The following is a 23233-nucleotide window of genomic DNA, read 5'->3' as shown; positions in this document are numbered from 1 at the left end:
ATAGTTCAGGCGGCAGGAAGGCGGCAAGCCAGTGACAAACCGGTTTACCGGTTTGAACAGCGTTTGCGCTGGCCCGCAGGGTGAGCCGAAGGCTCATCATCCCCGGGAGCATAGATGGCTATGTGACTGGGGGGAACGGGCGTAGCCAACGCATCTGCAGCCTGACGTATGAAGGGAAGAAGGACCCTGATATGAATGATGTGGTATCGGTCACCCTGGTGACCGGTTTTCTCGGCGCAGGCAAAACAACCCTGCTCAACTATTTTCTGACTCACCACGGCGACGCCCCCGTCGCGATACTGGAAAATGAATTCGGCGCCGTCAATATCGACGGCGCGCTGCTGCGCGGCGGCGACAGCGTGAATGTGGTGGAACTCTCTAACGGCTGCGTTTGCTGTAGCGTGCGCGGCGAGTTCAGCACCGCCCTGAACGAACTGCTGGATAAGCGCGCCTGGGGCGATATTCAGTTTGACCGGCTGATTGTCGAAACCACCGGACTTGCCGATCCCGGGCCGGTGATTCAAACCTTCTTTGTCGATGAGCGACTGCGTGAAGCCATGCGGCTGGATGCGGTTATTGCGCTGGCCGATTGCCAGCATGTCCAGCGCCAGCTGGATGAGCATCCGGTAGCGGCGGCTCAGATTGGTTTCGCCGACCGTATTCTGCTGACCAAAGCTGATCTGTGTGACGAGGCGCAGGTCGAGGCGGCGCTGGCGCGCATTCATCGCATTAACAGCAAGGCGGAGATTCTGCATATTACCAACGGCGAATGTCCGGCGGAGCTGTGGCTGGATATCGGCGCTTTTGAACTGAGCGACGCGAACCCGGTTAGTGAAGGGTTTCACATTATTCGCGCCGGTGCCGAACAGCCCCGGCGCTTTATGCCGTTCCGTCACTCCCCCCAGCAGCAGCGCTCCTGGGATGACGCTATTCAGGCGCACGTGTTTGAAGCCGGGCGGCTGGATCTGAAAAAAATTGGCGCTTTTATGGAGCAGTGCATCGAGGCATACGGCAACGATATGCTGCGCTATAAGGGGGTGCTGGCGATTGCGGATAATCCTCAGCGTCTGGTGGTGCAGGGAGTTCACAAGGTGGTGGGCTTTGATTATGGCGCCCAGTGGGAATCGCCAGACAGCGCCTTTTCCCGGCTGGTGATTATCGGTCGTTATCTGCCGGTCGATGAACTGCGCGCCGGGTTTGCCGCAGCAACGGCATAAGCGTCTGCCAGCCCCGCATGCGGCGGGGCTGTATCTTTCATTAGCTGTACTGGCGAATTCGGGCAATCAGTTCGTCCACGTTGTCCAGCCTGTCGGCCAGCACAATCAGCGTTCTTCCCAGCGTCATCGCGTGGCTGGTACAGGCCAGCCGCATCCGCTCATCCTGAATCTCTTCCAGATCCGCTACGTGGGAAAGCCCCACGCTGCGGCGAATCAGTTCGGTGCCGCAAAAACCGATGCTGTCGAACCAGACCTTTTGCAGAAAGGCTTCGGCGTAGCCGGGGCGGCCCAGCGCCGCATCCCGACTTTTGTCGCGGGCCAGGGCCAGGAAGCGCTGGTGGAAGCCGAGCCATAACTCGCGCAGATCCTGGAGCCGCTGTTCGCGGACGTCCGCCGCTTCGCGAATGCCCAGCAGACCCGGCGCACCGCAGTAGTTCAGCAGCAGGTTGCCCATGGCAGTGCCCAGATCGAAGCCGATGGGGCCGAAATAGCCAAACTCGGCATCGATGGCCTTCAGGCTACCGTCGGCCACAAACAGCGAGCCGCTGTGGATATCGCCGTGGAGCAGGGCCTCTGCATGGGTCAGAAAGCGGTGCTTCAGAGCCGCAACGGCCACTTTCAGCCCCCTGTCTTCACGTAACTGCGCGACTTCCGGCTCCAGCTGTTCGGGGTAGTTGTTGCGCGGATGTTCCTGATAGGGATCGTTAAAGAACAGATCCTCGGTGATCTCACACATCGCCGGATTGATAAAGTTGGCCACCTGGCGCTTTTTATCGTGGGGCGGCAGCCAGAAATCGCTGGTATGAAACAGGGTTTGCGCCAGATATTCCGCCAGTTGATCGATAGCCTGAGGGTAGTGGCGTCCCTGGATCAGTTCGCCGCGCCAGATTTTATGATCGGAGAGATCTTCCATCACGATGGTGGCCAGCGCCGGGTCGTGGTGCAGCACTTTCACCGTGTGCCGGGGGGCGTGACGATAGTGTTCCAGCAGCGTCTGGGCTTCCAGCCGCGCCCGATCCGGCGTCAGCGGCCAGGATTCTCCCACGCAGCGCACCCATGGCAGAGCCTGTTTGACGATGACCCGGCTGACGCCGTCGCGATCGAGAATTTTAAATACCAGATTGAGGTTGCCGTCGCCTACCTCGCTGGCCGCTACCAGGGCGGAAGGGTCTGCCAGTCCCCCATGCTCCCGCGCGTAATCCAGCGCGTCTGTGGGGGTAAAGGTGTGATAGTGCGACATGTCTCCAGTCCTCATTCTGTTACCGATACAAAGCCGTTCAGACGTCTATACTTCTGGATTTCATCCTGCCACAATGTGACACATCAACGCAACATGGATTTAACTTTATGCAGACACTACAGACGACCAGCCTGCGGGTGGCGGATAACCGGTTATGGATTCTCGATCAGCAGGCGCTGCCTGCCCGCAGTGACTGGCTGGCGGTGGACAGCGTCGACGAACTGGTGGCCTGTATTCAGGCGCTGAAGGTGCGCGGCGCGCCGCTGATCGGTCTTTCGGCCAGCCTGCTGCTGGCGCTACTGGCGGAGCAGGGCATGGGGCGGAAAGCGCTGGAGCAGGGGCTGGAAACCCTGCGGGCGTCCAGGCCTACGGCGGTAAATCTGATGAATAATCTGGATCGGATGCGTCTGGCGCTGGCGGCGGAGGAGTACCGCGCCGCGCTGGTGCGTGAAGCCCTGGCGCTGGTGGAAGAAGACCGTCAGCTGTGCGAGCGCATCGCCTGCGCGGGCAGCGAACTGGTGACGCCGGGCAGTCGGCTGCTGACCCACTGTAATACCGGTGGATTAGCCACCGCTGGCGTGGGCACCGCCCTTGGCGTTATTACCCATGCCTGGCGGCAGGGTAAGGTTAAACAGGTGTGGGTGGATGAAACCCGACCGCTGCTTCAGGGCGGGCGTCTGACAGCCTGGGAGCTGGGGGAGCTGGGCGTCCCTTACCGGCTGATTTGCGATTCCATGGCGGCGAGCCTGATGGCGAAAGGGGAGGTGGATGCGGTCTGGGTCGGCGCCGATCGTATCGCTACTAACGGCGACGTTGCGAACAAGATTGGCACCTACGGACTGGCGGTGCTGGCGCGCTGGCACAGGATCCCCTTCTACGTTGCGGCGCCGCGTACCACGCTCGATCCCGATTGCCCGAACGGCGACGCCATTCCGGTCGAGCAGCGGGCGGCGGATGAGGTCACTGGCGCGGCGGGCAGCTTTGGCGCAGTGCGCTGGGCGCCGGAGCAGGCCGCAGTCTACAACCCTGCGTTCGATGTAACGCCAGCGGAACTGATTAGCGGTTGGGTGCTGGACAGCGGCGTCGTTACGCCTCAGGCGGTGCGTGACGGTGCATTGCGTCGTATCTGAGATAACGCGGCGTTCCCGGCGGAACGTCGCGTTAGCGGATTACCCCAGGCGCGGAAAGCGGTCGGCGATATCGTTGCCGGTGAAGCTGGCTATCCAGCCTTCGGGATTATCGAAGATGCGAATGGCGGTGAAGTTCGGTTCTGGGCCCATATCAAACCAGTGTGGCGTGCCGGCCGGAACCGAGATCAGATCGCCTTTCTCGCACAGTATTTGCCAGACGCGTTCGTCCAGATGCAGACAGAACAGGCCGCGCCCTTCCACAAAGAAGCGTACTTCGTCTTCGCCGTGGGTATGCTCCTGGAGAAACTTTTCGCGCATCTCCGCTTTCCGGGGATGATCGGCGCGCATACTGATAACGTCCCAGCTCTGGTAGCCTTCTTCCTCCACCAGTTGGTCGATAGCGTGCTGATAGGCGGCAATCGTGCTTTCCGGCGTTGGGGCATCGCCCAGATCGCGGTCGGCGCGCCAGCGTTCGAAACGTACGCCGTGCCGGGCCAGCCGTTCGGCGATGGCCTGACCTTCGGTGCTGTGCCACTCAGGCGTGGCGGCGTTATGGCTGGCATAGATAGTCAGTGCGCTCATGGCATGTTCTCCGGGGAAATCTGATCGAATCGCTGAACCTGCGGGTGACGGCTTAGGGGATCCTGTTCGCCGCGAATCAGCTGGATAGTATTCCAGCCAGCCTCCTGTGCGGCATCCAGCTCCTGGTGGATATCGGACAGAAACAGAATTGTATCCGGCGCCAGCCCCAGCAGTCCGGCGATGGCGCAATAGGCGTCGGCTTCCCGCTTGGCGCCCACGTGGGTGTCGAACCAGGCGCTGAAGTACGGGCTGAGATCCCCGGCGCAGCTGTAACCGAACAGCAGCTTCTGGGCCTCTACCGAACCGGAGGAATAAACTCCCAAAGTAATGCCCTGCGCCTGCCAGCGCATCAGCGCCGGGGGGACATCTTCGTAAACGTGGCCTTTAAAATCGCCGTTCAGGTAGCCATCGCGCCAGATCATGCCCTGGAGCGCTTTTAACGCGGTGGATTTACGATCCTGAGCCATAAAGTCTTCCAGCGTGGCGACAAGCTGGTCGGTGCTGGCTTCGGGCTGGTTGATTTCCTTGCGCAGGTCGTTGAGCAGCGAACGCACCGGTTCCCGGGACTGCTGCTGGCTGACGAACTCCGCCATACGCTGACGGGCCACAGGAAACAGCACGTCATGAACGAAACGGATGTCACTGGTGGTGCCTTCAATATCGGTCACAATGGCGCGAATCATACTCTCTCCAGCAGCCGGCGCTGCATTTCACAGTGAAACAGAAACTCCAGCCCTTCCAGATGGCGGCGGGCCTCATCGACGTCCCGGCCCCAGCAGGTGAGCCCGTGGCCGCGCAGCAGAAAACCATAGCGCAGGGGATGGCGTTCGCCGTAGCGGGCAATATGTTGCGCCAGGGCGTCGATATCCTGGCTGTTATCGAAGACAGGGATCGTCACGCGCTGCTGATGGCTGTTCTGGCCACGCAGGGATTTTTGCATTTCGTAGCCGGTCAGTTCCAGCTCAGGCTCGCGGATCAGGCGCGACAGCACGGTGGCATTAACGGTGTGTACGTGAAGTACTGCGCCCGCTTCGGGCCACAGGCGATAGAGCAGGGTATGCAAACCGGTTTCCGCCGACGGACGGCCGCCGCAGGGCGCGTGACTGGTGGCGATCTCCACCCGCAGGAAGTCGTCGGCGGTCAGGCTGCCTTTATCCTTACCGGACTGGCTAATCCAGCAGTGGTCGCTGTCTTCGCGCAGCGACATATTGCCGCCAGTAGCGGGGGCCCAACCCCGGGCGCCTATCCAGCGGCAGGTGTCGACCAGGGCGTTGAGTGGCTGATAAGGCATCGTGGACTCCGTTTCTGTCTGGACGTCTAAGCGTCTCGATTGCCAAATATTAACACCGTGCTATAGTGGCAGCAACATACCTGTTACAAACAGGCCCATCGAATTGAGCGAAAGGGCAGCATAATGAACAACATCACCCCACTTAAGCCCCAGAGTCGTCTGCCGGCGCTGGGAACCACGATTTTTACTCAGATGAGCGCGCTGGCCGCCCGGCATCAGGCCATCAATCTTTCTCAGGGATTTCCGGATTTTGACGGGCCGCGATTATTGCAGGAACGTCTGGCGCATCACGTGGCGCGCGGCGCCAATCAGTATGCTCCCATGACTGGCGTCCCCGCGCTACGCGAGGCGATTGCCGATAAGACCCGGGAACTTTATGGCTGGCAGCCGGAGCCTGAAACCGAAGTCACTGTGACCGCTGGCGCCACCGAAGCGCTGTTCGCATCGATTACCGCGCTGGTGCGCCCGGGAGACGAGGTTATCTGCTTTGATCCCAGCTACGACAGCTATGCGCCCGCAGTGCAGCTGGCTGGCGGCATACTGAAGCGTCTGTCGCTGGCGCCCCCGCATTTTCGGGTGGACTGGCAGGCGTTTCGCGAGCTGGTTTCGCAGCGTACCCGGCTGGTGATTATCAATACCCCACACAACCCCACCGCCACGGTCTGGCGCGAGGAGGATTTCGCGGCGCTGTGGCAGGCTATCGCGCCCTATGAGATCTACGTGCTGAGCGACGAAGTGTATGAACATATCTGTTTTGATCCCCGGGGACATACCAGCGTGTTGGGGCATGCTTCGCTGCGTCAGCGCTCGATCGCCGTTTCGTCATTTGGCAAAACCTTCCATATGACCGGCTGGAAGGTGGGTTACTGCGTGGCGCCGGAAGCGCTGAGCGCCGAGGTGCGTAAGGTGCACCAGTATCTGACCTTTTCGGTGAACACCCCGGCGCAGTTCGCTCTTGCCGATATGCTACGCGCCGAGCCGGAGCATTATCGAGAACTGCCCGATTTTTATCGCCAGCGGCGCGATGCCTTTGTCCAGACGCTCGCACCCGGGCGTCTCGAATTACTGCCCTGCGAAGGTACCTACTTTCTGCTGGCGGATTACGGCGCGATTTCCGACAGCGATGACGTCAGCTTCTGCCGCTGGCTGACGACGGAGGTAGGCGTGGCCGCGATTCCACTATCGGTATTTTGCGCCGATCCCTTCCCCCATACCCTGATTCGCCTGTGCTTCGCCAAACAACCGGAGACGCTGAGCGCAGCGGCGGAACGTCTGGTAAACCTCTAGTCTGGCCGGGGGCGGCGGCAGAGCCAGGCCGATAGTGACGCCGTTGACTAAATCGTCACCGGTTCACAAATTCGAATGAAATGTCATTTCATCTTTTATCGATCGCAGTTTTGTTGTGCTAATGGTTATTGAGTCACCAACCAATAAAGCGGGAGCGACAATGAAAATTAAAGCTGCGATCGAGAGGATCCCCGGCGGCATGATGCTGGTGCCGTTACTGCTTGGTGCACTGCTTAACACTCTGGCGCCGGGAACCGGAGAGTATTTCGGCTCCTTCACCAAAGGGATGATCGGTGGCACGGTGCCGATTCTGGCAGTCTGGTTTTTCTGCATTGGCGCTTCCATTGAACTGCGGGCCACCGGCACGGTGCTGCGTAAATCCGGAACTCTGGTGGTGACCAAAATCGCCACGGCCTGGGGCGTGGCGATGCTTGCTGCCATGGTGATACCGGAACACGGCATTACCAGCGGCGTTTTTGCCGGAATCTCAGTGCTGGCTATTATTTCCGCCATGGATATGACCAACGGCGGTCTGTACGCCAGCCTGATGAATCAGTATGGCACCAAAGAAGAGGCGGGCGCTTTCGTGTTGATGTCGCTGGAGTCTGGCCCGCTGATGACCATGGTGATACTGGGTTCGGCCGGGCTGGCGACCTTTGAGCCGCAGCACTTTGTCGGCGCCGTGCTGCCGTTCCTGGTGGGCTTTGCGTTGGGTAATCTGGACAGCAGTCTGCGGGAGTTCTTTGGGAAGGCGACCACCACGCTGATTCCGTTTTTCGGCTTCGCGCTGGGCAATACCATTAATCTGGGCGTGATTCTGGATACCGGCCTGCCTGGCGTATTTCTGGGCGCGGCGGTGATTGTGATTACCGGCATTCCGCTGATCCTGGCCGATCGCCTGATCGGCGGCGGTAACGGTACTGCGGGTATCGCCGCTTCGTCTTCGGCCGGAGCGGCAGTGGCAAATCCGGTGATTATCGCCCAGATGAATCCGGCGTTCGCGCCCGTGGCCCAGTCCGCCACGGCGCTGGTGGCGACCAGCGTGATTGTCACTTCGGTGCTGGTGCCGATGATTACCGCGCTGTACGCACGCCATGCGGGGAGCGGCCTGGTGGCTAAGGGCGGAGTAAAGGCTCATTAATGGAAAAGACGGCAGAACGCCGTCTTTTCCGGTGATGTCGGAAAGGCTGTCAGCGCCCGATATCGCGCAGTTTTTTACCGGACATCAGCTTCTTTTCAATATGTTCCAGGGTGACGTTTTTGGTTTCAGGAATCAGCCAGAAGGTGATGGCGACGAACGCCAGGTTCAGACCGGTGTAAAGCCAGAAGGTACCGGCGGCACCGATGCTGTCCAGTAGCGTCAGGAAGGTGGCGCCGATAATCATATTGGACACCCAGTTAGTGGTGGTGGAGCAGGTAACACCGAAATCGCGACACTTCAGCGGCTGAATTTCGGAGCACAGAATCCAGACTACCGGCGCGGCGCTCATCGCATAGCCGGCAATACACATCATGGTCATACCGACAGAGAGCCAGGAGATACCGGTAGAGAGATTGCCGTTGTCTACCTGCATCAGGCAGTAGCCCAGAATCAGGGTGCCGATCGCCATCACGGTAAAGCCGATTTTCAGCGCCGGTTTACGGCCGGACTTGTCGACGGTAAAGACGGCAATAAAGGTAGCCAGCATAAAGGTCAGACCGACCACCACCGTTGCAATCATTTGCTGCTGGTGGCTGCTGAAGCCCGCCATTTCGAAAATCTTTGGCGCGTAATACATGATGATGTTCATTCCGGTAAACTGCTGCATTGCCTGTAACAGCATACCCAGGAAGACCGCGCGCCGTACGTTGCGGTTCGAGCGAAACAGCGCCCATCCCCCCTGTTTTACCTTCAGACTGTCGCGGATCTCATCGAGCTCTTCGCGGGCCTTTTCCGAGGTATCACGCAGCATTCTGAGCACTCGCTCCGCCTGGGCATACTTGCCGTTGGCCGCCAGCCAGCGCGGGCTGTTTGGCAGAAAAATCACCATTGCCAGCAATACCAGCGCCGGCAGAGCCAGCACGCCGAGCATGGCGCGCCAGTTGCCGCTGTAGCTCAGGGCGGTATCGGACAGGAAGGCAAGCAGGATCCCTAAAGTCACCATCAACTGGTACATACTGATCATCTTGCCGCGTACGTGTTCCGACGCCATCTCAGACAGATAGAGTGGGGCAGTGTAGGAGGCGATGCCCACGGCAATGCCGAGCACTACACGCGCAATCAGTAACACTTCAAGGTTGTGGGCGAAAGCCGACCCCAGGGAACCGATAATAAACAAAATTGCGCCTGCCAGCAGGCTGAGTTTGCGGCCCTGACGGGCGGAGAGCCAGCCGTTAAACAGCGCGCCAATGGCGGCGCCGAGCATCATGCTGCTGACCACCCACTCCTGCTGGTGGCTGTTCAGGGTAAAGTGATCGGTAATGAAGGGCAGGGCGCCAGCGATAACGCCGATGTCCAGGCCGAATAACAGGCCAGCGACGGCGGCCGAAATGGCAACGAACAGGTTCATTCGCCTGGCGCGCTGCTCCTGAGGGGACTCCATCCTGGGGGTATCACTCACATACGACATACTTCATCTCCGGGGATTAGGAAAATCTGTTATGCCATTACGTTAAGAGATTGCCCGGCCTGGCCGGGAGGTGGAAAACGGCGTAGAGATGGATGATTCTGCTGTACAGCAAGGTTTTGTGATACAGGTTTCACTTCTGATAGAGTGAGTGCAACAGATTATGCCACGCAGTGTGGGGCATAGCGGCCTGATTCCAGAAAAGGCAGCGTAATATTGAGGTTTTTCCGGTATGGATAATTGACGAATGGCTATGTGCTGCGTCATTTCCGGTTTGTGGTGCGCTGGCCGGAAAAAGCGCATTTTTAGCGTCAGGGAATGTATAAAGCGGGAAAATGGGGCGGTTATATGGGCTAACTGGCTTATATTGCGCAATATTTGCTATTAAAATATGAAAATCTTCCTTTCCCGTCACTTATAGCGTGCTCCTATCAGATCTATAGACAATATCTTACGGTTTTCACGTTGACCCGTAGCTCCGTGCAGTGGTTAAATCCGGAGGCTGTACTCTGTTTCGCACCGGGTCAGTATTACACCTGTTGTCGAAGATTCAGGCAGGACGGGTGCCAGGGCCACCGCGGGTGGCCCTTTTGCTTTGCGCTGGATGGTAAAGCAGTCCGGGCATTCCCTGTCATCGTCAATGGATTACTGGCAAGATGATAGATATCGCTTATCAATTCAATAACACAAACGGATTGGATGAAGCGGCAGAGATTCGATACCTTATACCCCATCGAAAACACGGAGGAAGTATAGATGTCCTTAATTAATACCAAAATCAAACCGTTCAAAGCACAGGCTTTCAAAAACGGTGAATTCGTAGAAGTTACCGAGAAAGACGTTGAAGGTCGCTGGAGCGTCTTCTTCTTCTACCCGGCCGACTTTACTTTCGTCTGCCCGACCGAGCTGGGCGACCTGGCTGACCACTACGATGAATTCCAGAAGCTGGGCGTGGATATCTACTCCGTATCTACCGACACCCACTTCACCCACAAAGCATGGCATGAAACTTCCGATACCATCGGTAAGATCAAATACGCCATGCTGGGCGACCAGACCATGGCGCTGTCCCGCAACTTCGAAATCCTGCGTGAAGACGAAGGTCTGGCCAACCGTGGTACCTTCCTGGTAGACCCGAACGGCATCATCCAGGCGGTTGAAGTGACTGCTGAAGGTATTGGTCGTGACGCTGCCGACCTGCTGCGTAAAGTGAAAGCGGCTCAGTACGTTGCTTCCCACCCGGGTGAAGTGTGCCCGGCTAAGTGGAAAGAAGGCGAAGCGACTCTGGCTCCGTCTCTGGATCTGGTGGGTAAAATCTAAACCCCTGCGTCTCTTAGTCCGCGGACAGGTTCCGCGGCCTGAGCGGCCTGCGTCTTTTTCATACCGCCGGCGCCCTGAATAATCGCCTCTGATTATTTACGGTGGTTGAATCACGCATACCTATTCTTGCGGGTGCATTTGCACCCGTTTTTCTTGCCAGCAACAGGGAGATACCATGCTCGACACTACGATGAAAACACAGCTCAAGGCCTATCTTGAGAAACTGACTAAGCCTGTTGAGTTGATCGCCACGCTGGATGACAGCGCGCGGTCGTCGGAAATCAGGGAACTTCTGGCAGAAATCTCAGAACTGTCAGATAAAGTCTCTTTTACGGAGCGTAATTCTCTGCCGGTTCGTAAACCCTCTTTTCTGATTACTAACCCCGGCTCGGAGCAGGGACCGCGTTTTGCCGGTTCTCCGCTCGGTCACGAATTTACCTCGCTGGTTCTGGCACTGCTGTGGACTGGCGGGCATCCGTCTAAAGAGGCCAAAGAGCTGCTGGAGCAGATTAGCGCTCTTGATGGTGATTTTGAATTTGAAACCTATTATTCGCTCTCCTGCCATAACTGCCCGGACGTGGTTCAGGCGCTGAACCTGATGGCGGTACTTAATCCGCGGGTTAAACACACGGCCATTGACGGCGGCACTTATCAGAATGAGATCAGCGAGCGCAACATTATGGGCGTCCCGGCGGTCTTCCTGAATGGTAAAGAGTTCGGCCAGGGCCGCATGACGCTTTCGGAGATCGTCAGTAAGGTGGATACCGGGGCGGAAAAACGCGCCGCTGAAGCCCTGAACCAGCGCGAGGCCTATGATGTGCTGATTGTCGGCTCCGGCCCTGCGGGTGCTGCGGCAGCCATTTATGCGGCCCGTAAAGGGATTCGCACCGGTCTGATGGGCGAACGTTTCGGCGGTCAGATTCTGGATACCGTCGATATTGAAAACTATATCTCGGTGCCGAAGACCGAAGGGCAGAAGCTGGCGGGCGCCCTGAAGGCGCACGTTGACGACTACGACGTGGATGTTATCGATACTCAGAGCGCTTCTCGCCTGGTGCCGGCCGCTAACGAAGGCGGACTGCATCAGATTGAAACCGCCTCTGGCGCCACCCTGAAAGCGCGCAGTCTGATCATCGCTACCGGGGCGAAGTGGCGCAATATGAATGTGCCGGGTGAAGATGAGTACCGTACCCGCGGCGTGACCTACTGCCCGCACTGCGACGGCCCGCTGTTCAAAGGCAAGCGTGTGGCGGTGATCGGCGGCGGCAACTCCGGCGTGGAAGCGGCTATCGATCTGGCAGGCGTGGTGGATCATGTGACCCTGCTGGAATTCGCGCCGGAAATGAAAGCGGACCAGGTTCTGCAGGATAAAGTTCGCAGCCTGAGCAATGTCGATATTATTCTGAATGCCCAGACCACCGAGGTGAAAGGCGACGGTACCCGCGTAACCGGCCTTGAATATCAGGATCGCGTATCCGGCACCACCCATAGCCTGGAACTGGCTGGGATCTTTGTTCAGATTGGCCTGCTGCCGAATACTAACTGGCTGGAGGGCACCGTAGAGCGCAACCGCATGGGCGAGATAATCGTTGATGCCCGCGGCGAAACCAGCGTGAAGGGGATCTTCGCGGCGGGAGACTGTACCACGGTGCCGTACAAGCAGATCATTATTGCCACCGGTGAAGGGGCGAAGGCGTCACTCAGCGCCTTTGACTACCTGATTCGTACCAAAACGGCATAATAAAAAAGGCCCTCCCGTTGGGAGAGGTTTAAAGACATACACAGCAAAAGCACCAGAGGCTACCTGCGGGTAGCCTCTTTTTTTTATCTGCATTAAAAGGCTAACGCACCACCAGCACCGGGATACGGGCATAGCGGATAATGCTGGCCGCGTTAGAGCCCAGTAGATGAGTGGTAATAGAAGGATTGCGAGAGCCGACGACGATGACATCCGCCTGGAGCTCTTTGGCGGCGACATTGACTTGATCCCGCACGTTACCGAAACGCGTTTCGGTCATTACGCGTTCCGGATCGATATGAAAGTGGCTGGCCAGCGTCTGGAGCTTATCTTCCGCCTCTTTACGCAGGTGATCTTCAAAGCGGCGCATTTCAGAGGCAAAGCCGCGGAACATCATGGCGGAAGCGTCTGGCATCACGTGTAGCAGGTGAATTTTGCCATCCTGCTGCGCCAGGAACTCGGCGTGGCGAATGGCCTTATCTGATAAATCCATTTCAAAGACATCGACTGGCATCAGGATCGTCTGGTACATAAAGTAACCTCCATTTAATGATAAGATTTTCCTTAATAAAACACGGGTTTTTTATTTTTTGCGCGCCAGCTGTAAGAAGTGTGATGCAGGATGAAGAGAAAAACGGAAACTGTGAGGATTTTCACAAGTCGGCCCGTAAGGCCCTGAACGGAAAGAGGATGCCAGGCATCCTCCAGAAACGCGATTCAGCGATGATATTCCCCTGCAGATTCGGGCTGATAGCACAGCTCCAGAACCTCCAGGTGGGTTTCGATGCCGCCCGGCAGCATCCAGCGAATGGTGTCTCCTACCCGTAGTCCCAGCAGTGCGGCACCCACCGGTGCCAGTACCGAAAGCTGGCTGGTGGTATCGGTCAGGCTGGCCGGATAAACCAGGGTGCGCAGGTGCTCTTCTCCGCTGTTCAGATTGCGGAATTTCACCCGGCTGTTCATGGTGACGACATCGGTCGGTATATCTTCCGGCTTACACATCTGCGCACGATCCAGCTCGGCATTTAGCGCATCAGCGACCGGAAGGTCGGCGAACGCAGGCTGTTCCAGTAGCCGGTCAATACGTTCCGCATCGAGTTCGTTAATGATAATTGCAGGTCGGGACATCACAGACTCCATGTTAACCATCCGGCCCTTTGCCGGACATGAGATACCCAAAAGAAAACCCTCACCATCTGAGTGATGAGGGTTGACCTGGTGATAATAGCGGCGGCGAGCCTCCTGGAACAGTGAGCAACTTCACACTCGGTGCGGCGCGTATTACAGAATTATGCTACCCAGCGCTGCCAGCAGGAAGGCGATGCTGCCTAACAGGGTTTCCATAACGGTCCAGGTTTTCAGGGTGGTCTTCTCGTCCATTTCCAGGAAGCGGCCTACCAGCCAGAAACCGGAGTCGTTTACGTGGGACAGTACGGTTGCGCCGCCCGCGATGGCGATAACGATGAAGCACAGATCGAACTCGCTCAGCCCGGTAGCGCTTTGAACCATTGGCGCCACCAGCGCGGCGGTGGTGGTCAGCGCGACTGTTGCGGAACCCTGTGCCACGCGCAGCGCGGTAGAGATAACAAAGGCCGCCAGAATGACCGGCATACCGGTGTCGGAGAGTACGCCAGCCAGCGCGTCGCCAATGCCGCTGGCACGCAGTACGCCGCCGAACATACCGCCAGCGCCGGTCACCAGGATGATGCCGCAGATGGGCCCAAGGGCGCCGTTGCACACTTTTTCAAGGTGCTCGCGACTGTGGTCGCGACTGAAGACCAGCAGCGCGCAGAAGGTGGTGATTAGCAGCGCCACCGGAGTTTTACCCAGCATGCGCAGGAAGTTGACTACGGTGCTGTCGGCATCGACCCAGCCCAGAACGATGGCGGTGCTCAGACCGGTATCAAGGAAGATAAGAACCAGCGGCAGCAGCAGAATCGCCATGACGGTACCGAAAGAGGGCGGACGATGGTTGGGATCCGCTTCGACTTCGCCCAGGAAAGAAGAGGGCAGTTTTATGTCGAATTTCTTACCGGCGTACAGACCATACAGATAGGCGCCGATATACCAGGTGGGGATGGCAATGATAAGGCCAACCAGTACCAGCAGGCCAATGTTAGCCCCCAGCAGTTCGGACGCGGCGACCGGGCCTGGGTGCGGCGGTACCAGCGCGTGCATAACGGCGAAGGCGCCCGCGGCGGGAAGCGCGTATTTCAGGGTAGAGCCGCCAAACTGTTTGGCGACGCTGAAGATAATCGGCAGCATCACTACCAGTCCGGCGTCAAAGAAAATGGGGAAACCGAACATCAGCGACGCAACGCCCAGCGCCAGCGGCGCACGGTGAGAGCCGAATTTATTGATCAGCGTATCCGCCAGCACTTTTGCGCCGCCGGAAATTTCAAGCATGCGTCCGATCATTGCCCCCAGTCCCACCAGCAGCGCAACGCCTGCCAGGGTGCTGCCGAAACCGCTCAGCAGCGTGGGAACTATCTTATCGAATGGTACTTTGGTGACCAGCGCAACGATGATACTGACCAGCGTCAGTGCCAGGAAGGCGTGCACCTTAAAGCGCATAATCAGCACCAGCAGCAGGGCGACCGCGCCAGCGGCAATGCCCAACAGCGTTCCGGCGCCATAAGCGTATGTCATATCCGTCATTGTCTGGTTCCTCTACTTATCAATCCAGGAAACGGGGCGAACCGTTCTTTCTGATACCGGTAACATGATACTGGTAACATTCATAAAGAGGTTACAGGAATCGACTACGTTATTTACATTTTGAGATGAGGCTCAAACATTAGAAACAAACTCCCCGTTGGAGGGATTGACTCAGCGTAGTTATTTGGTTGCCGTTACGTAAAGACATGTCAGGAGTAAAACGGGACGCTGAACGCGTTAATTGATTGAGATTTACGATTGCTGTCACATAAATACGATCTGTATATGACAGAATCTTCTAAAGATAGAGTATCCATAGCGCTTTCTGGGCCTGCTTGCGGAGAAAGCGCTGAGACCGAAATCGTCGTGGTTTTTATTGCCGGGGAGATAGCGGCTGCAATAATTCACGCAATACGGCGTTGCGCTGGCGGGGGGTTAGCCACAGCCAGGCTGGAAAGCGCCGGGGCAGCGGCTGGTGAAGGAACATTACCTGCATTTCCTGAAGCCACAGATCGGTTTTGTTCATATTCCATCCCTCTTGCTGGTTAACTTAGCCAGAGTGTGGCGTGCTAAACGCGGAACAAAAATGGATGGAATAATTTTTATTCTTCAGGTTTTAGGACTCTGCGCGTACCTCAGAAGCCGGCGGCATCCAGGCGAAAAGTTTTTGCACAGTTGCCCGGATGCGGGCCTGGTGCAAAGCTTTGTTCGTCAAGAGGTTGGTTGATAGTTCTGGCCTTCAGCCCGAGCTGCATTTCGGTCAGGTAGGCTGGATTGCCGTGGCAGGTCAGCTTCACGGCCTTTACGCTCGCTTTACCCCAGCTACGCGCCAGCGCTTCATTAAACGCTTTGCGGCTGACTACCTTCCCATAATGCCCGGAAAGGAAACGTCCGAAGTCGCTTTCGCGCACCTCCTGGTTCAGACGCACCATGGTGCCGAAGTAGGCGTCGGGGTTGAATCCGAAGCAGGCACCATGTTTGGCGAATTCATAGCGTTCCAGGCAAGAGCTACCGCCGGCGCCGGGCATGACCTCCCCCAGTTTACGGGCCATGGCATCGCTCAGGCCAACCTTGGGCGCGGCGCATTTGCGCGACGCGCGAACTTCCGCCATGTCTGGAATCGGGCGAGTGGCGCAACCGTAGCGCATCCAGCGGCGCTCATCCACGCCGCGCGCCGCGACAGAACGCGGCAGACCAGGCCACAGGCCGTGCACCGTCAGCATCTGCGCGTTATTCTCCCGTGCGTCCTGCTGCTGGCATTCAGCGGGAAGCTTGCGATTGCGATCGTGCATGCTCTGGCAGAAGCCGTTCTGCCAGGAGAGCGCCAGAACATAGCGATCGAAGTCGTCATACTGCGTGGCTTTTAGCGGTTCTGCGTGGGCGTAGCCGCTGGCCAGGGCGCCGGTCAGCAGCGTGTAGGCTATCCAGTTTCTCATGGGGTTTCCGGTGATTTGCGTTATATCGCCATATTTAATCATAAAAAGGGGGCCGACTGGCCCCCGTTGTGATGAAACAATGCGGAGTCTCAGCCCGCAGGCATCAATATTTCTGTGGCGATAATCACCACCAATAGGCCAACCAGCACAGGTACGGAAGTGCGTTTAACCACTTCGAACGGTGAGATTTTCGCCATACCCGCTACGGCCACCACGACGCCGGATACCGGAGAGATGGTTCGGCCAAGGTTAGAAGCTTGCAGCATCGGAATGACCAGATAACCCGGGTTCACGCCAGACTGGGCGGCCAGTTTAGGGATCAGTTCGGCAAAGGCGTAGAAGGGGGCATTACCGGAACCGGTAGTCATGGCTGCCAGCATAGTGAGGATCACCAGAACCAGCATCAGGACGATGCTGGCGGAGCCGAAAGAGGTGGCGATGGAGATCAGGCTCTGGATAAAGCCAATGGTGCTCAGGCCCTGGGCGAAGACCCCGGCGGCGACCAGCAGCATCACCACGCTGGCGAAAGCATCCGCCATACCGCGCCAGGCGACCTCCAGCCCTTCAAATACGCTGCGGGTGTTGAAGCTGCGCAGAAATTCGAGAATCGCCGTCAGCAGAATACACATCACCAGCAGCGTAATAATATGCAGCTGCGGGCCCCATTTACCGTCGAAAATCAGTACTGCAATCACCGGAGAGAAGGGCAGAATCGCGTAAAAGGCGGGAACTTTGGTCTGGATTTCGCTGACGTCCAGCATTTCGGTGACGATGTGCTCTTTTTTATCCAGCCAGCGCTGCCAGAAGTAGTGCGTGATGCCCATGCAGATAATGGCGGCAATGGAGACAGGCAGCGTGGTTTTAAAGGCGAAGTCTACCAGCGGCATCTCGGCGACCCGAGCGGCCAGCACCACGTCGCCGGAAGTCGGAGACAGAATAATCGCCGCTGGCGAGGCGCAGATAGCCGCCGCAGCGCCGCGGCTGATGCCGACGTTGACCATAACCGGAAACAGGGTTGCCATCAGCAATACGCCAAGTCCGGTGGCGGAAGAGACCGCCAGCGACATCAGACAGGCCAGGAAGTAAGCGACGACCATTAGCAGGTGGGGGGAGTTGATGTACTGCAGCGGGCGGGAAGCCAGCTTCACCACCATATCGTTGGCGCCGATATGGGTCATGTAGGTCGCAAAACCGCACAGCATCATGATCATCATGCCGAGATCGCCGCCGCGGCTCATCAGCAGCACTTTAACGTATTCCAGGATGTCCGTGGCGCTGTAACCGGTGCTTTGGGTTCCGGCTGGCAGAATCGGGTGTCCCATAATAGCGCTGGCAATCAGCAAAATCAGGCCGCCCAGCAGCAATACGCCGGTGGCGGAATAACCTTTAATGATGTAGCTGGCCACGCCGATAATCACCGCGGCTCCAAATAATAGCTCAAATATCGTTAACATAATCTTCCCAGCGGGCCGGTATTCATCCGGCGTGACATATTTAGCGGTGAAAACAAATACCTGTAACAGACACTGAGGGTGCGTTTCAGGCACGACGGTCAATGTTCCGGGGGCTGAATGACGCACGTGTACGATGGCGTAAACCAATAAGATAGCTATTTTGACGGCAGGCGGGAGAAACACAAAATAAATTCTTAGCGTTTTTCATGTGGGGTGAGCCAGCGCAATAACTGGCGGGGCAAATGTAAAATTTATGTGAATAATTGTCTGATAATTAAGCGGAAAAGAGTTGGTGACAGAAGGATGCCGGGTTTCAGAGCGTGCCAGAACCGCGGTGACGATTTTTCTTACCTGGGGGGCGCTGGAGGCGCTTCTGTCTTTCAGTTATTCCTCACTGTTTATTAGGATATGTCCTGAATAGTCGGTCTTTTCATAGACGTTCTATTGATCCACCAAATAAAATAATGGGTCATCAGGGGAGCGAGCATTTAGCTTTCATTCAGCTAAACTTGCTTATCATGTCACCGTTTTTTTATTGTGGTAGAAGAAAACGTGAAATTATTACGCAACTATTTTATCTTTTTTATTGCGGCAGTGGGTTCATTATTCATTAGCGCATCGGCTCTTGCCCAGGATGGCGGTAAAGGGTGGTTTGCGACCTTTACCGATAACGTCTCCCGGACCTGGCATGAACCTGAGCACTACGATCTCTATATTCCCGCTATTACCTGGCACGCTCGCTTTGCTTACGATAAGGATAAGACCGATGAGTATAACGAGCGTCCCTGGGGGGCGGGGATAGGTCAGTCCCGCTGGGATGAAAAAGGCAACTGGCACGGTCTGTATGTCATGGCATTTAAAGACTCCTACAATAAGTGGGAGCCGATAGCAGGTTATGGTTGGGAAGCCACGTGGCGTCCGCTGACCGATGATAATTTTCACCTGGGCCTGGGCTATACGGCGGGTGTCACGGCGCGCGATAACTGGAAGTACATTCCCATTCCGTTAGTATTGCCGCTGGCGTCCATTGGCTATGGCCCGGCCACCTTTCAGATGACCTACATTCCGGGAACCTATAACAACGGTAACGTCTACTTCGCGTGGTTCCGTTTTCAGTTTTGATAAAAAGTGAGGTAATGCTCAATGTGGCGCTACCTCGTTTAAAAACAAGCAATAAGAGCGACTGTACTAAAAAGTTAGCGACTTTTATCACTTTTTATCAAAGTTCGACTGGACAAAAGCCACCACAATTGATGTACTGGTACCCGACACGGTATTTGTGTCGTTTTTTCATGTAAAGGTAATTTTGATGTCTAAGATTAAAGGTAACGTTAAGTGGTTTAATGAATCCAAAGGATTCGGTTTCATTACTCCGGAAGATGGCAGCAAAGATGTGTTCGTACACTTCTCCGCTATCCAGAGCAACGGTTTCAAAACTCTGGCTGAAGGTCAGCGCGTAGAGTTCGAAATCACTGACGGTGCCAAAGGCCCTTCTGCTGCTAACGTAATCGCTCTGTAAGTTAGTAGTCAGACCGAATTGTAAAACCCGCCCAAAGGGCGGGTTTTTTTATGTTCTCTGGTCAGTTACCAGCTAATCAGGTAACCATAAAGAAACCAACATACGATAGCAACGCCAGCCCCTACGGCCGCCAGGCTGTTAACTCGCTCTTTCATTGCTGAATCCTCCTGCAATCAGAACCGGAATCCTGGCAAAGAAAGCTTAATCTGACCTTAAAACCTCCGCTCAGGCGTGGGAAGAGGCGGCAGAAAACAGCCAGAAGGCGATAGCGGTCATGAAAAATGAGCCCAGCAGGTTTACCAGCAGGTTCAGCGCCGCCCAGCCCAGGCGGCCTTCCTGCAGCAGAAACACCACTTCGGCAGAGAAGGTCGAAAAGGTGGTCAGGCCGCCGCAAAAGCCGGTTGTGATAAGCAGTTTCCACATGGGATCCAGTTGGGTCATACGGCTAAACCAGGCCAGGCCCGCACCGATAATAAAAGCGCCCAGTAGATTGGCTGTCAGGGTGCCGACGGGAATGGCGCTATGCACCGGATTCAGTCGCATACTCAGCATCCAGCGCAGCAGGCTGCCGATTCCCCCGCCAATGAATACGGCTAATGACATCTGTAACACACACACTTCCTGTAAATATGACTAAAGTAGTGAGAGTGTAGCGCCGTCCGGGCACTAACGGAAAGTCTGGGGTGGAAAAACGGGGGAAGTGATGAAGGTAGCAGTCGGACAATTTGCGGTTACGCCAGACGCTGAAGCTAATCTGGAAAGCTGCCGCGCCAGGATGGCGCAGGCCCATGCGCAGCAGGTAGATTTACTGGTATTGCCGGAGGCGGTACTGGCCCGCAGCGATAGCGATACGGAGCTGGTTGTGAAGGCGGCACAACCGCTGGATGGCCCCTTTGTCAGCGGGTTGTTAGAGGCGGGAAGAGGGAAGTCGTTAACGACGGTGCTGACTCTGCATGTGCCGACCCGGGACGGACGTGCCGCCAATACGCTGGTGGCGTTGCGTAACGGAGAGATTGTGGCGAGCTATCAGAAGCTTCATCTCTACGACGCCTTTAATGTCCAGGAGTCCCTGAAGGTGGATGCCGGTAATGCTGTGGCGCCGCTCATTGAGGTGGCCGGTATGAAAGTGGGGCTGATGACCTGCTATGATTTGCGTTTTCCGGAGCTGGCGTTGAGTCTGGCGTTGTCCGGGGCGCAGGTGCTGGCGATGCCGGCAGCCTGGGTGCGCGGCGGTCATAAAGAGCGGCACTGGGAGCTGCTGCTGGCGGCCCGGGCGCTGGACACCACCTGCTATGTGGCGGCGGCGGATGAATGCGGCGTCCGTAATATCGGGTTGAGCCGGGTGGTGGATCCGTTAGGGGTCACGCTGGCAGGCCTTGGGGAACAACCTGGTATGGCCTGCGCCAGCCTGAGCCCGGAGCGGCTGGCGGAGGTTCGGCGCCATCTACCGGTACTGGCTAATCGCCGCTTTGCCTCTCCCCGCCTGGCATGACTTTTTATTCACCCGCTTGATTCACCCTGTTACAGATTGCTATTGTGTCGCGACGAATAATGACCGTTAATAGTTTCAGGTTTTTCGGTGAGTTTTTGAATTTAAGAAGGTAACTATGGGCGAGATTAGCATTACCAAGCTGCTGGTGGTCGGTGTACTGATCGTATTACTGTTTGGTACTAAGAAGTTACGCACCCTGGGCGGCGATCTCGGAGCGGCCATCAAGGGATTTAAAAAGGCCATGAATGATGATGAGAAACCTGCCGCGGGCAGCGAATCGCCGGCAGAGCGACTCTCTCATAAAGAGTGATTTTCGGGGCTTTTGCGGATAAAAAAACCGGCCATGCGGGCCGGTTTTTTTATTATCGGGGCGAAAAGATGTAACCAGAAGTTACAGTCGTTATTTCACCTCTTCCCCTTTCGCCTGTAGATCGGCGTGATAGGAAGATCGCACAAAGGGGCCGCAGGCGGCATGGGTAAAGCCCATTGCCAGGGCCTCCGCTTTCATCTCTTCAAATTCGTCGGGGCTGACGTAACGCTGCACCGGCAGGTGGTGACGGCTGGGCTGCAGATACTGGCCCAGTGTCAGCATGGTTACGCCGTGGCTGCGCAGATCGCGCATGACCTGGATAATTTCTTCGTTAGTTTCCCCCAGCCCCACCATCAGGCCGGATTTGGTCGGCAGTTCCGGGTGCGCTTCTTTAAAGCGCTCCAGCAGACGCAGGGACCAGGCGTAATCGGCGCCCGGGCGAACCTGACGATACAGGCGCGGTACGTTTTCCAGATTATGGTTGAATACGTCCGGCGGCGTGGCGTTAAGAATATCCAGCGCCCGATCCATGCGTCCGCGGAAGTCGGGCACCAGGGTTTCGATCTTGATGCTGGGATTCTTTTCGCGAATGGCGCTGATGCAGTCGGCAAAGTGCTGGGCGCCGCCATCGCGCAGATCGTCGCGATCCACGGAGGTGATGACCACGTAGCGCAGCCCCATGTCGGAAATAGTCTGGGCTAATTTCTGGGGTTCGTCGGCCTCCGGCGCGACCGGACGGCCGTGGGCCACGTCGCAGAACGGGCAGCGGCGGGTACAGATGGCACCAAGAATCATAAAGGTGGCCGTGCCGTGGTTAAAACACTCGGCCAGGTTAGGGCAGGAGGCTTCTTCACAGACGGAGTGCAGGCCGTTTTTGCGCATCGCCGCTTTGATGCCCTGGATACGGGAGGAGTCGGCAGGCAGGCGGATCTTCATCCATTCCGGCTTTCTCAGCAGCTCCTGACGCTCGGTTGCTACGGTTTTCACCGGAATCAGGGCCATTTTATCGGCGTCGCGGTATTTGACTCCGCGCTCCATCACAATGGGTTTACTCATAGCGTGCGTATTCCAGTCCAGCTGTGGGTGATGGGACAAAAATCTTCAAATTCAAGATGCGGATGTATTTATCAACTATTTTTGAATTTGTTTACCGGAGTATATCATTTCTGAAACCTGGAAAGCAGCCGTGCCTGGCCGGAAAGCGCCAAAAAGGTGTAAAAGATTTGTTATTTTGTGCGTTCCGGCAGTCAGATAGCCGTTCCTCAAGTCAGTTCGGCAACCAGCGATATGAGGCGTTATCCAGCAATTTCATCAGGTTTTCCACCAGCCGCGGCGTCAGCTGCTCTGGCGTGGCATCCGGCACCCATTCAGACACCTGTGTCATCTCCATCCCTGCATAACCGCAGGGATTGATGCGTTGAAAGGGCGAGAGATCCATGGCGATGTTGAGCGCCAGGCCGTGAAACGAACAGCCCTTGCGGATGCGCAGGCCCAGCGAGCAGATTTTACGTTGTCCGACGTAGACTCCGGGTGCATCGGGGCGGGCGTAAGCCTCAATACCCAGCTCGGCCAGGGTGGCGACCACCGTTTGCTCCAGCACGGTGACCAGTTCACGTACGCCCAGCTTACGGCGCCGCAGGTTCAGCAGGACGTAGACCACCTGCTGACCCGGACCGTGATAGGTCACCTGGCCGCCGCGATCGCTCTGTACTACGGGGATATTGCCAGGCGCCAGAATATGTTCAGCTTTGCCTGCCTGGCCCTGAGTAAAAACCGGGGGGTGTTCGACCAGCCAGATCTCATCTGCATTTTGTTCATCGCGGGTATCGGTGAATTCGTGCATCGCCCGGGAAACCTGATCCCAGGGCTGTAGCCCGAGCTGGCGTATCAATATGGTATCGGTATCTTGAGACAAAACGGCGTCTCCGGCAGATCAACGGTGGAGGGAGTATA

General features: G+C 56.8%; 24 protein-coding genes. 10 read left to right on the top strand and 14 right to left on the bottom strand.

What is annotated here, in order from left to right:
* The first annotated feature begins 191 nt into the window (after window positions 1-191).
* Window positions 192-1217, top strand: coding sequence for a CobW family GTP-binding protein (locus V3W49_RS07585; RefSeq protein ID WP_500144698.1), 1026 nt, complete (start codon window positions 192-194; stop codon window positions 1215-1217).
* A gap of 40 nt (window positions 1218-1257) precedes the next feature.
* Here the strand turns inward: V3W49_RS07585 and mtnK are convergent, their stop codons facing one another.
* The gene (gene mtnK, locus V3W49_RS07580; RefSeq protein ID WP_500144696.1) at window positions 1258-2457 is read right to left on the bottom strand and encodes an S-methyl-5-thioribose kinase; all 1200 of its coding nucleotides are present in this window, start codon (window positions 2455-2457) and stop codon (window positions 1258-1260) included.
* A gap of 107 nt (window positions 2458-2564) precedes the next feature.
* On the opposite strand from mtnK, the gene mtnA reads away from it, so the two are divergent.
* The gene (gene mtnA, locus V3W49_RS07575; RefSeq protein WP_500144695.1) at window positions 2565-3587 is read left to right on the top strand and encodes an S-methyl-5-thioribose-1-phosphate isomerase; all 1023 of its coding nucleotides are present in this window, start codon (window positions 2565-2567) and stop codon (window positions 3585-3587) included.
* Between the two features lie 39 nt (window positions 3588-3626).
* Here mtnA and V3W49_RS07570 read toward each other — a convergent pair whose 3' ends face one another.
* From V3W49_RS07570 to V3W49_RS07560, 3 genes are read right to left on the bottom strand one after another with little or no spacing between them, the layout of a single operon-like run.
* Window positions 3627-4169, bottom strand: a complete 543-nt coding sequence (locus tag V3W49_RS07570) for a 1,2-dihydroxy-3-keto-5-methylthiopentene dioxygenase (RefSeq protein WP_500144694.1) — start codon at window positions 4167-4169, stop codon at window positions 3627-3629.
* Window positions 4166-4852 carry an acireductone synthase gene (gene mtnC, locus V3W49_RS07565; RefSeq protein ID WP_500144693.1) on the bottom strand — a complete coding sequence of 229 codons (687 nt, stop codon included), beginning with the start codon at window positions 4850-4852 and terminating at the stop codon, window positions 4166-4168. The genes V3W49_RS07570 and mtnC overlap by 4 nt, the downstream gene beginning before the upstream one ends.
* Entirely contained in the window at window positions 4849-5460 is a 612-nt protein-coding gene (locus V3W49_RS07560) for a methylthioribulose 1-phosphate dehydratase (protein ID WP_500144691.1), read from the bottom strand. Before V3W49_RS07560 ends, mtnC begins: the two co-directional genes overlap by 4 nt.
* Before the next feature lie 123 nt (window positions 5461-5583).
* On the opposite strand from V3W49_RS07560, the gene V3W49_RS07555 reads away from it, so the two are divergent.
* Complete coding sequence (locus V3W49_RS07555; RefSeq protein ID WP_500144690.1) at window positions 5584-6747, top strand: pyridoxal phosphate-dependent aminotransferase; 1164 nt, start codon at window positions 5584-5586, stop codon at window positions 6745-6747.
* A gap of 160 nt (window positions 6748-6907) precedes the next feature.
* A complete protein-coding gene (gene kdgT, locus V3W49_RS07550; RefSeq protein ID WP_500144689.1) occupies window positions 6908-7888 on the top strand; it encodes a 2-keto-3-deoxygluconate transporter in 981 nt (326 codons plus the stop codon).
* Between the two features lie 49 nt (window positions 7889-7937).
* Here kdgT and V3W49_RS07545 read toward each other — a convergent pair whose 3' ends face one another.
* Window positions 7938-9356 carry a sugar porter family MFS transporter gene (locus V3W49_RS07545; RefSeq protein ID WP_500144688.1) on the bottom strand — a complete coding sequence of 473 codons (1419 nt, stop codon included), beginning with the start codon at window positions 9354-9356 and terminating at the stop codon, window positions 7938-7940.
* Window positions 9357-10109: 753 nt separating this feature from the next.
* Here V3W49_RS07545 and ahpC point away from each other — a divergent pair.
* Window positions 10110-10673, top strand: coding sequence for an alkyl hydroperoxide reductase subunit C (gene ahpC / locus V3W49_RS07540; RefSeq protein ID WP_500144686.1), 564 nt, complete (start codon window positions 10110-10112; stop codon window positions 10671-10673).
* A gap of 175 nt (window positions 10674-10848) precedes the next feature.
* Window positions 10849-12414, top strand: a complete 1566-nt coding sequence (ahpF, locus tag V3W49_RS07535; RefSeq protein WP_500144684.1) for an alkyl hydroperoxide reductase subunit F — start codon at window positions 10849-10851, stop codon at window positions 12412-12414.
* Window positions 12415-12514: 100 nt separating this feature from the next.
* Here the strand turns inward: ahpF and uspG are convergent, their stop codons facing one another.
* From uspG to dcuC, 6 genes are all read right to left on the bottom strand, one after another.
* Entirely contained in the window at window positions 12515-12943 is a 429-nt protein-coding gene (gene uspG / locus V3W49_RS07530) for a universal stress protein UspG (protein ID WP_500144683.1), read from the bottom strand.
* 185 nt (window positions 12944-13128) lie between these two features.
* A complete protein-coding gene (gene rnk / locus V3W49_RS07525) occupies window positions 13129-13539 on the bottom strand; it encodes a nucleoside diphosphate kinase regulator (RefSeq protein ID WP_500144681.1) in 411 nt (136 codons plus the stop codon).
* A gap of 153 nt (window positions 13540-13692) precedes the next feature.
* Window positions 13693-15069 (bottom strand): GntP family permease, encoded by a 1377-nt coding sequence (locus tag V3W49_RS07520; RefSeq protein ID WP_500144680.1) that lies wholly within the window; start codon window positions 15067-15069, stop codon window positions 13693-13695.
* Between the two features lie 373 nt (window positions 15070-15442).
* Window positions 15443-15595 (bottom strand): hypothetical protein, encoded by a 153-nt coding sequence (locus tag V3W49_RS07515; RefSeq protein WP_500144679.1) that lies wholly within the window; start codon window positions 15593-15595, stop codon window positions 15443-15445.
* A gap of 109 nt (window positions 15596-15704) precedes the next feature.
* The gene (gene rna, locus V3W49_RS07510) at window positions 15705-16505 is read right to left on the bottom strand and encodes a ribonuclease I (protein ID WP_500144678.1); all 801 of its coding nucleotides are present in this window, start codon (window positions 16503-16505) and stop codon (window positions 15705-15707) included.
* Between the two features lie 89 nt (window positions 16506-16594).
* On the bottom strand, window positions 16595-17959 hold the full coding sequence (gene dcuC, locus V3W49_RS07505; protein ID WP_500144677.1) for an anaerobic C4-dicarboxylate transporter DcuC: 1365 nt from the start codon (window positions 17957-17959) through the stop codon (window positions 16595-16597).
* 585 nt (window positions 17960-18544) lie between these two features.
* Here dcuC and pagP point away from each other — a divergent pair.
* Both pagP and cspE read left to right on the top strand, forming a co-directional pair.
* Entirely contained in the window at window positions 18545-19081 is a 537-nt protein-coding gene (pagP, locus tag V3W49_RS07500) for a lipid IV(A) palmitoyltransferase PagP (RefSeq protein ID WP_500144771.1), read from the top strand.
* A 187-nt stretch (window positions 19082-19268) separates the two neighbouring features.
* Complete coding sequence (cspE, locus tag V3W49_RS07495; protein ID WP_038627478.1) at window positions 19269-19478, top strand: transcription antiterminator/RNA stability regulator CspE; 210 nt, start codon at window positions 19269-19271, stop codon at window positions 19476-19478.
* 225 nt (window positions 19479-19703) lie between these two features.
* Here cspE and crcB read toward each other — a convergent pair whose 3' ends face one another.
* Window positions 19704-20090, bottom strand: a complete 387-nt coding sequence (crcB, locus tag V3W49_RS07490) for a fluoride efflux transporter CrcB (RefSeq protein WP_500144676.1) — start codon at window positions 20088-20090, stop codon at window positions 19704-19706.
* A gap of 91 nt (window positions 20091-20181) precedes the next feature.
* On the opposite strand from crcB, the gene V3W49_RS07485 reads away from it, so the two are divergent.
* Both V3W49_RS07485 and tatE read left to right on the top strand, forming a co-directional pair.
* Complete coding sequence (locus V3W49_RS07485) at window positions 20182-20970, top strand: deaminated glutathione amidase (protein ID WP_500144675.1); 789 nt, start codon at window positions 20182-20184, stop codon at window positions 20968-20970.
* A 115-nt stretch (window positions 20971-21085) separates the two neighbouring features.
* Window positions 21086-21280: a twin-arginine translocase subunit TatE gene (gene tatE, locus V3W49_RS07480; protein WP_500144674.1), complete on the top strand. Its 195-nt coding sequence runs from the start codon at window positions 21086-21088 to the stop codon at window positions 21278-21280.
* Window positions 21281-21370: 90 nt separating this feature from the next.
* On the opposite strand, the gene lipA is transcribed toward tatE, so the two are convergent.
* Complete coding sequence (gene lipA / locus V3W49_RS07475) at window positions 21371-22336, bottom strand: lipoyl synthase (protein ID WP_500144673.1); 966 nt, start codon at window positions 22334-22336, stop codon at window positions 21371-21373.
* A 211-nt stretch (window positions 22337-22547) separates the two neighbouring features.
* The gene (gene lipB, locus V3W49_RS07470) at window positions 22548-23195 is read right to left on the bottom strand and encodes a lipoyl(octanoyl) transferase LipB (RefSeq protein ID WP_500144672.1); all 648 of its coding nucleotides are present in this window, start codon (window positions 23193-23195) and stop codon (window positions 22548-22550) included.
* Window positions 23196-23233: the final 38 nt, after the last annotated feature.

The organism is Rosenbergiella sp. YN46 (assembly GCF_036620675.1).
Classification (GTDB): Bacteria; Pseudomonadota; Gammaproteobacteria; order Enterobacterales; family Enterobacteriaceae; genus Jejubacter.
Note: the sequence above shows the minus strand (reverse complement) of the source record. Positions and strands in the feature narration are given on the sequence as shown.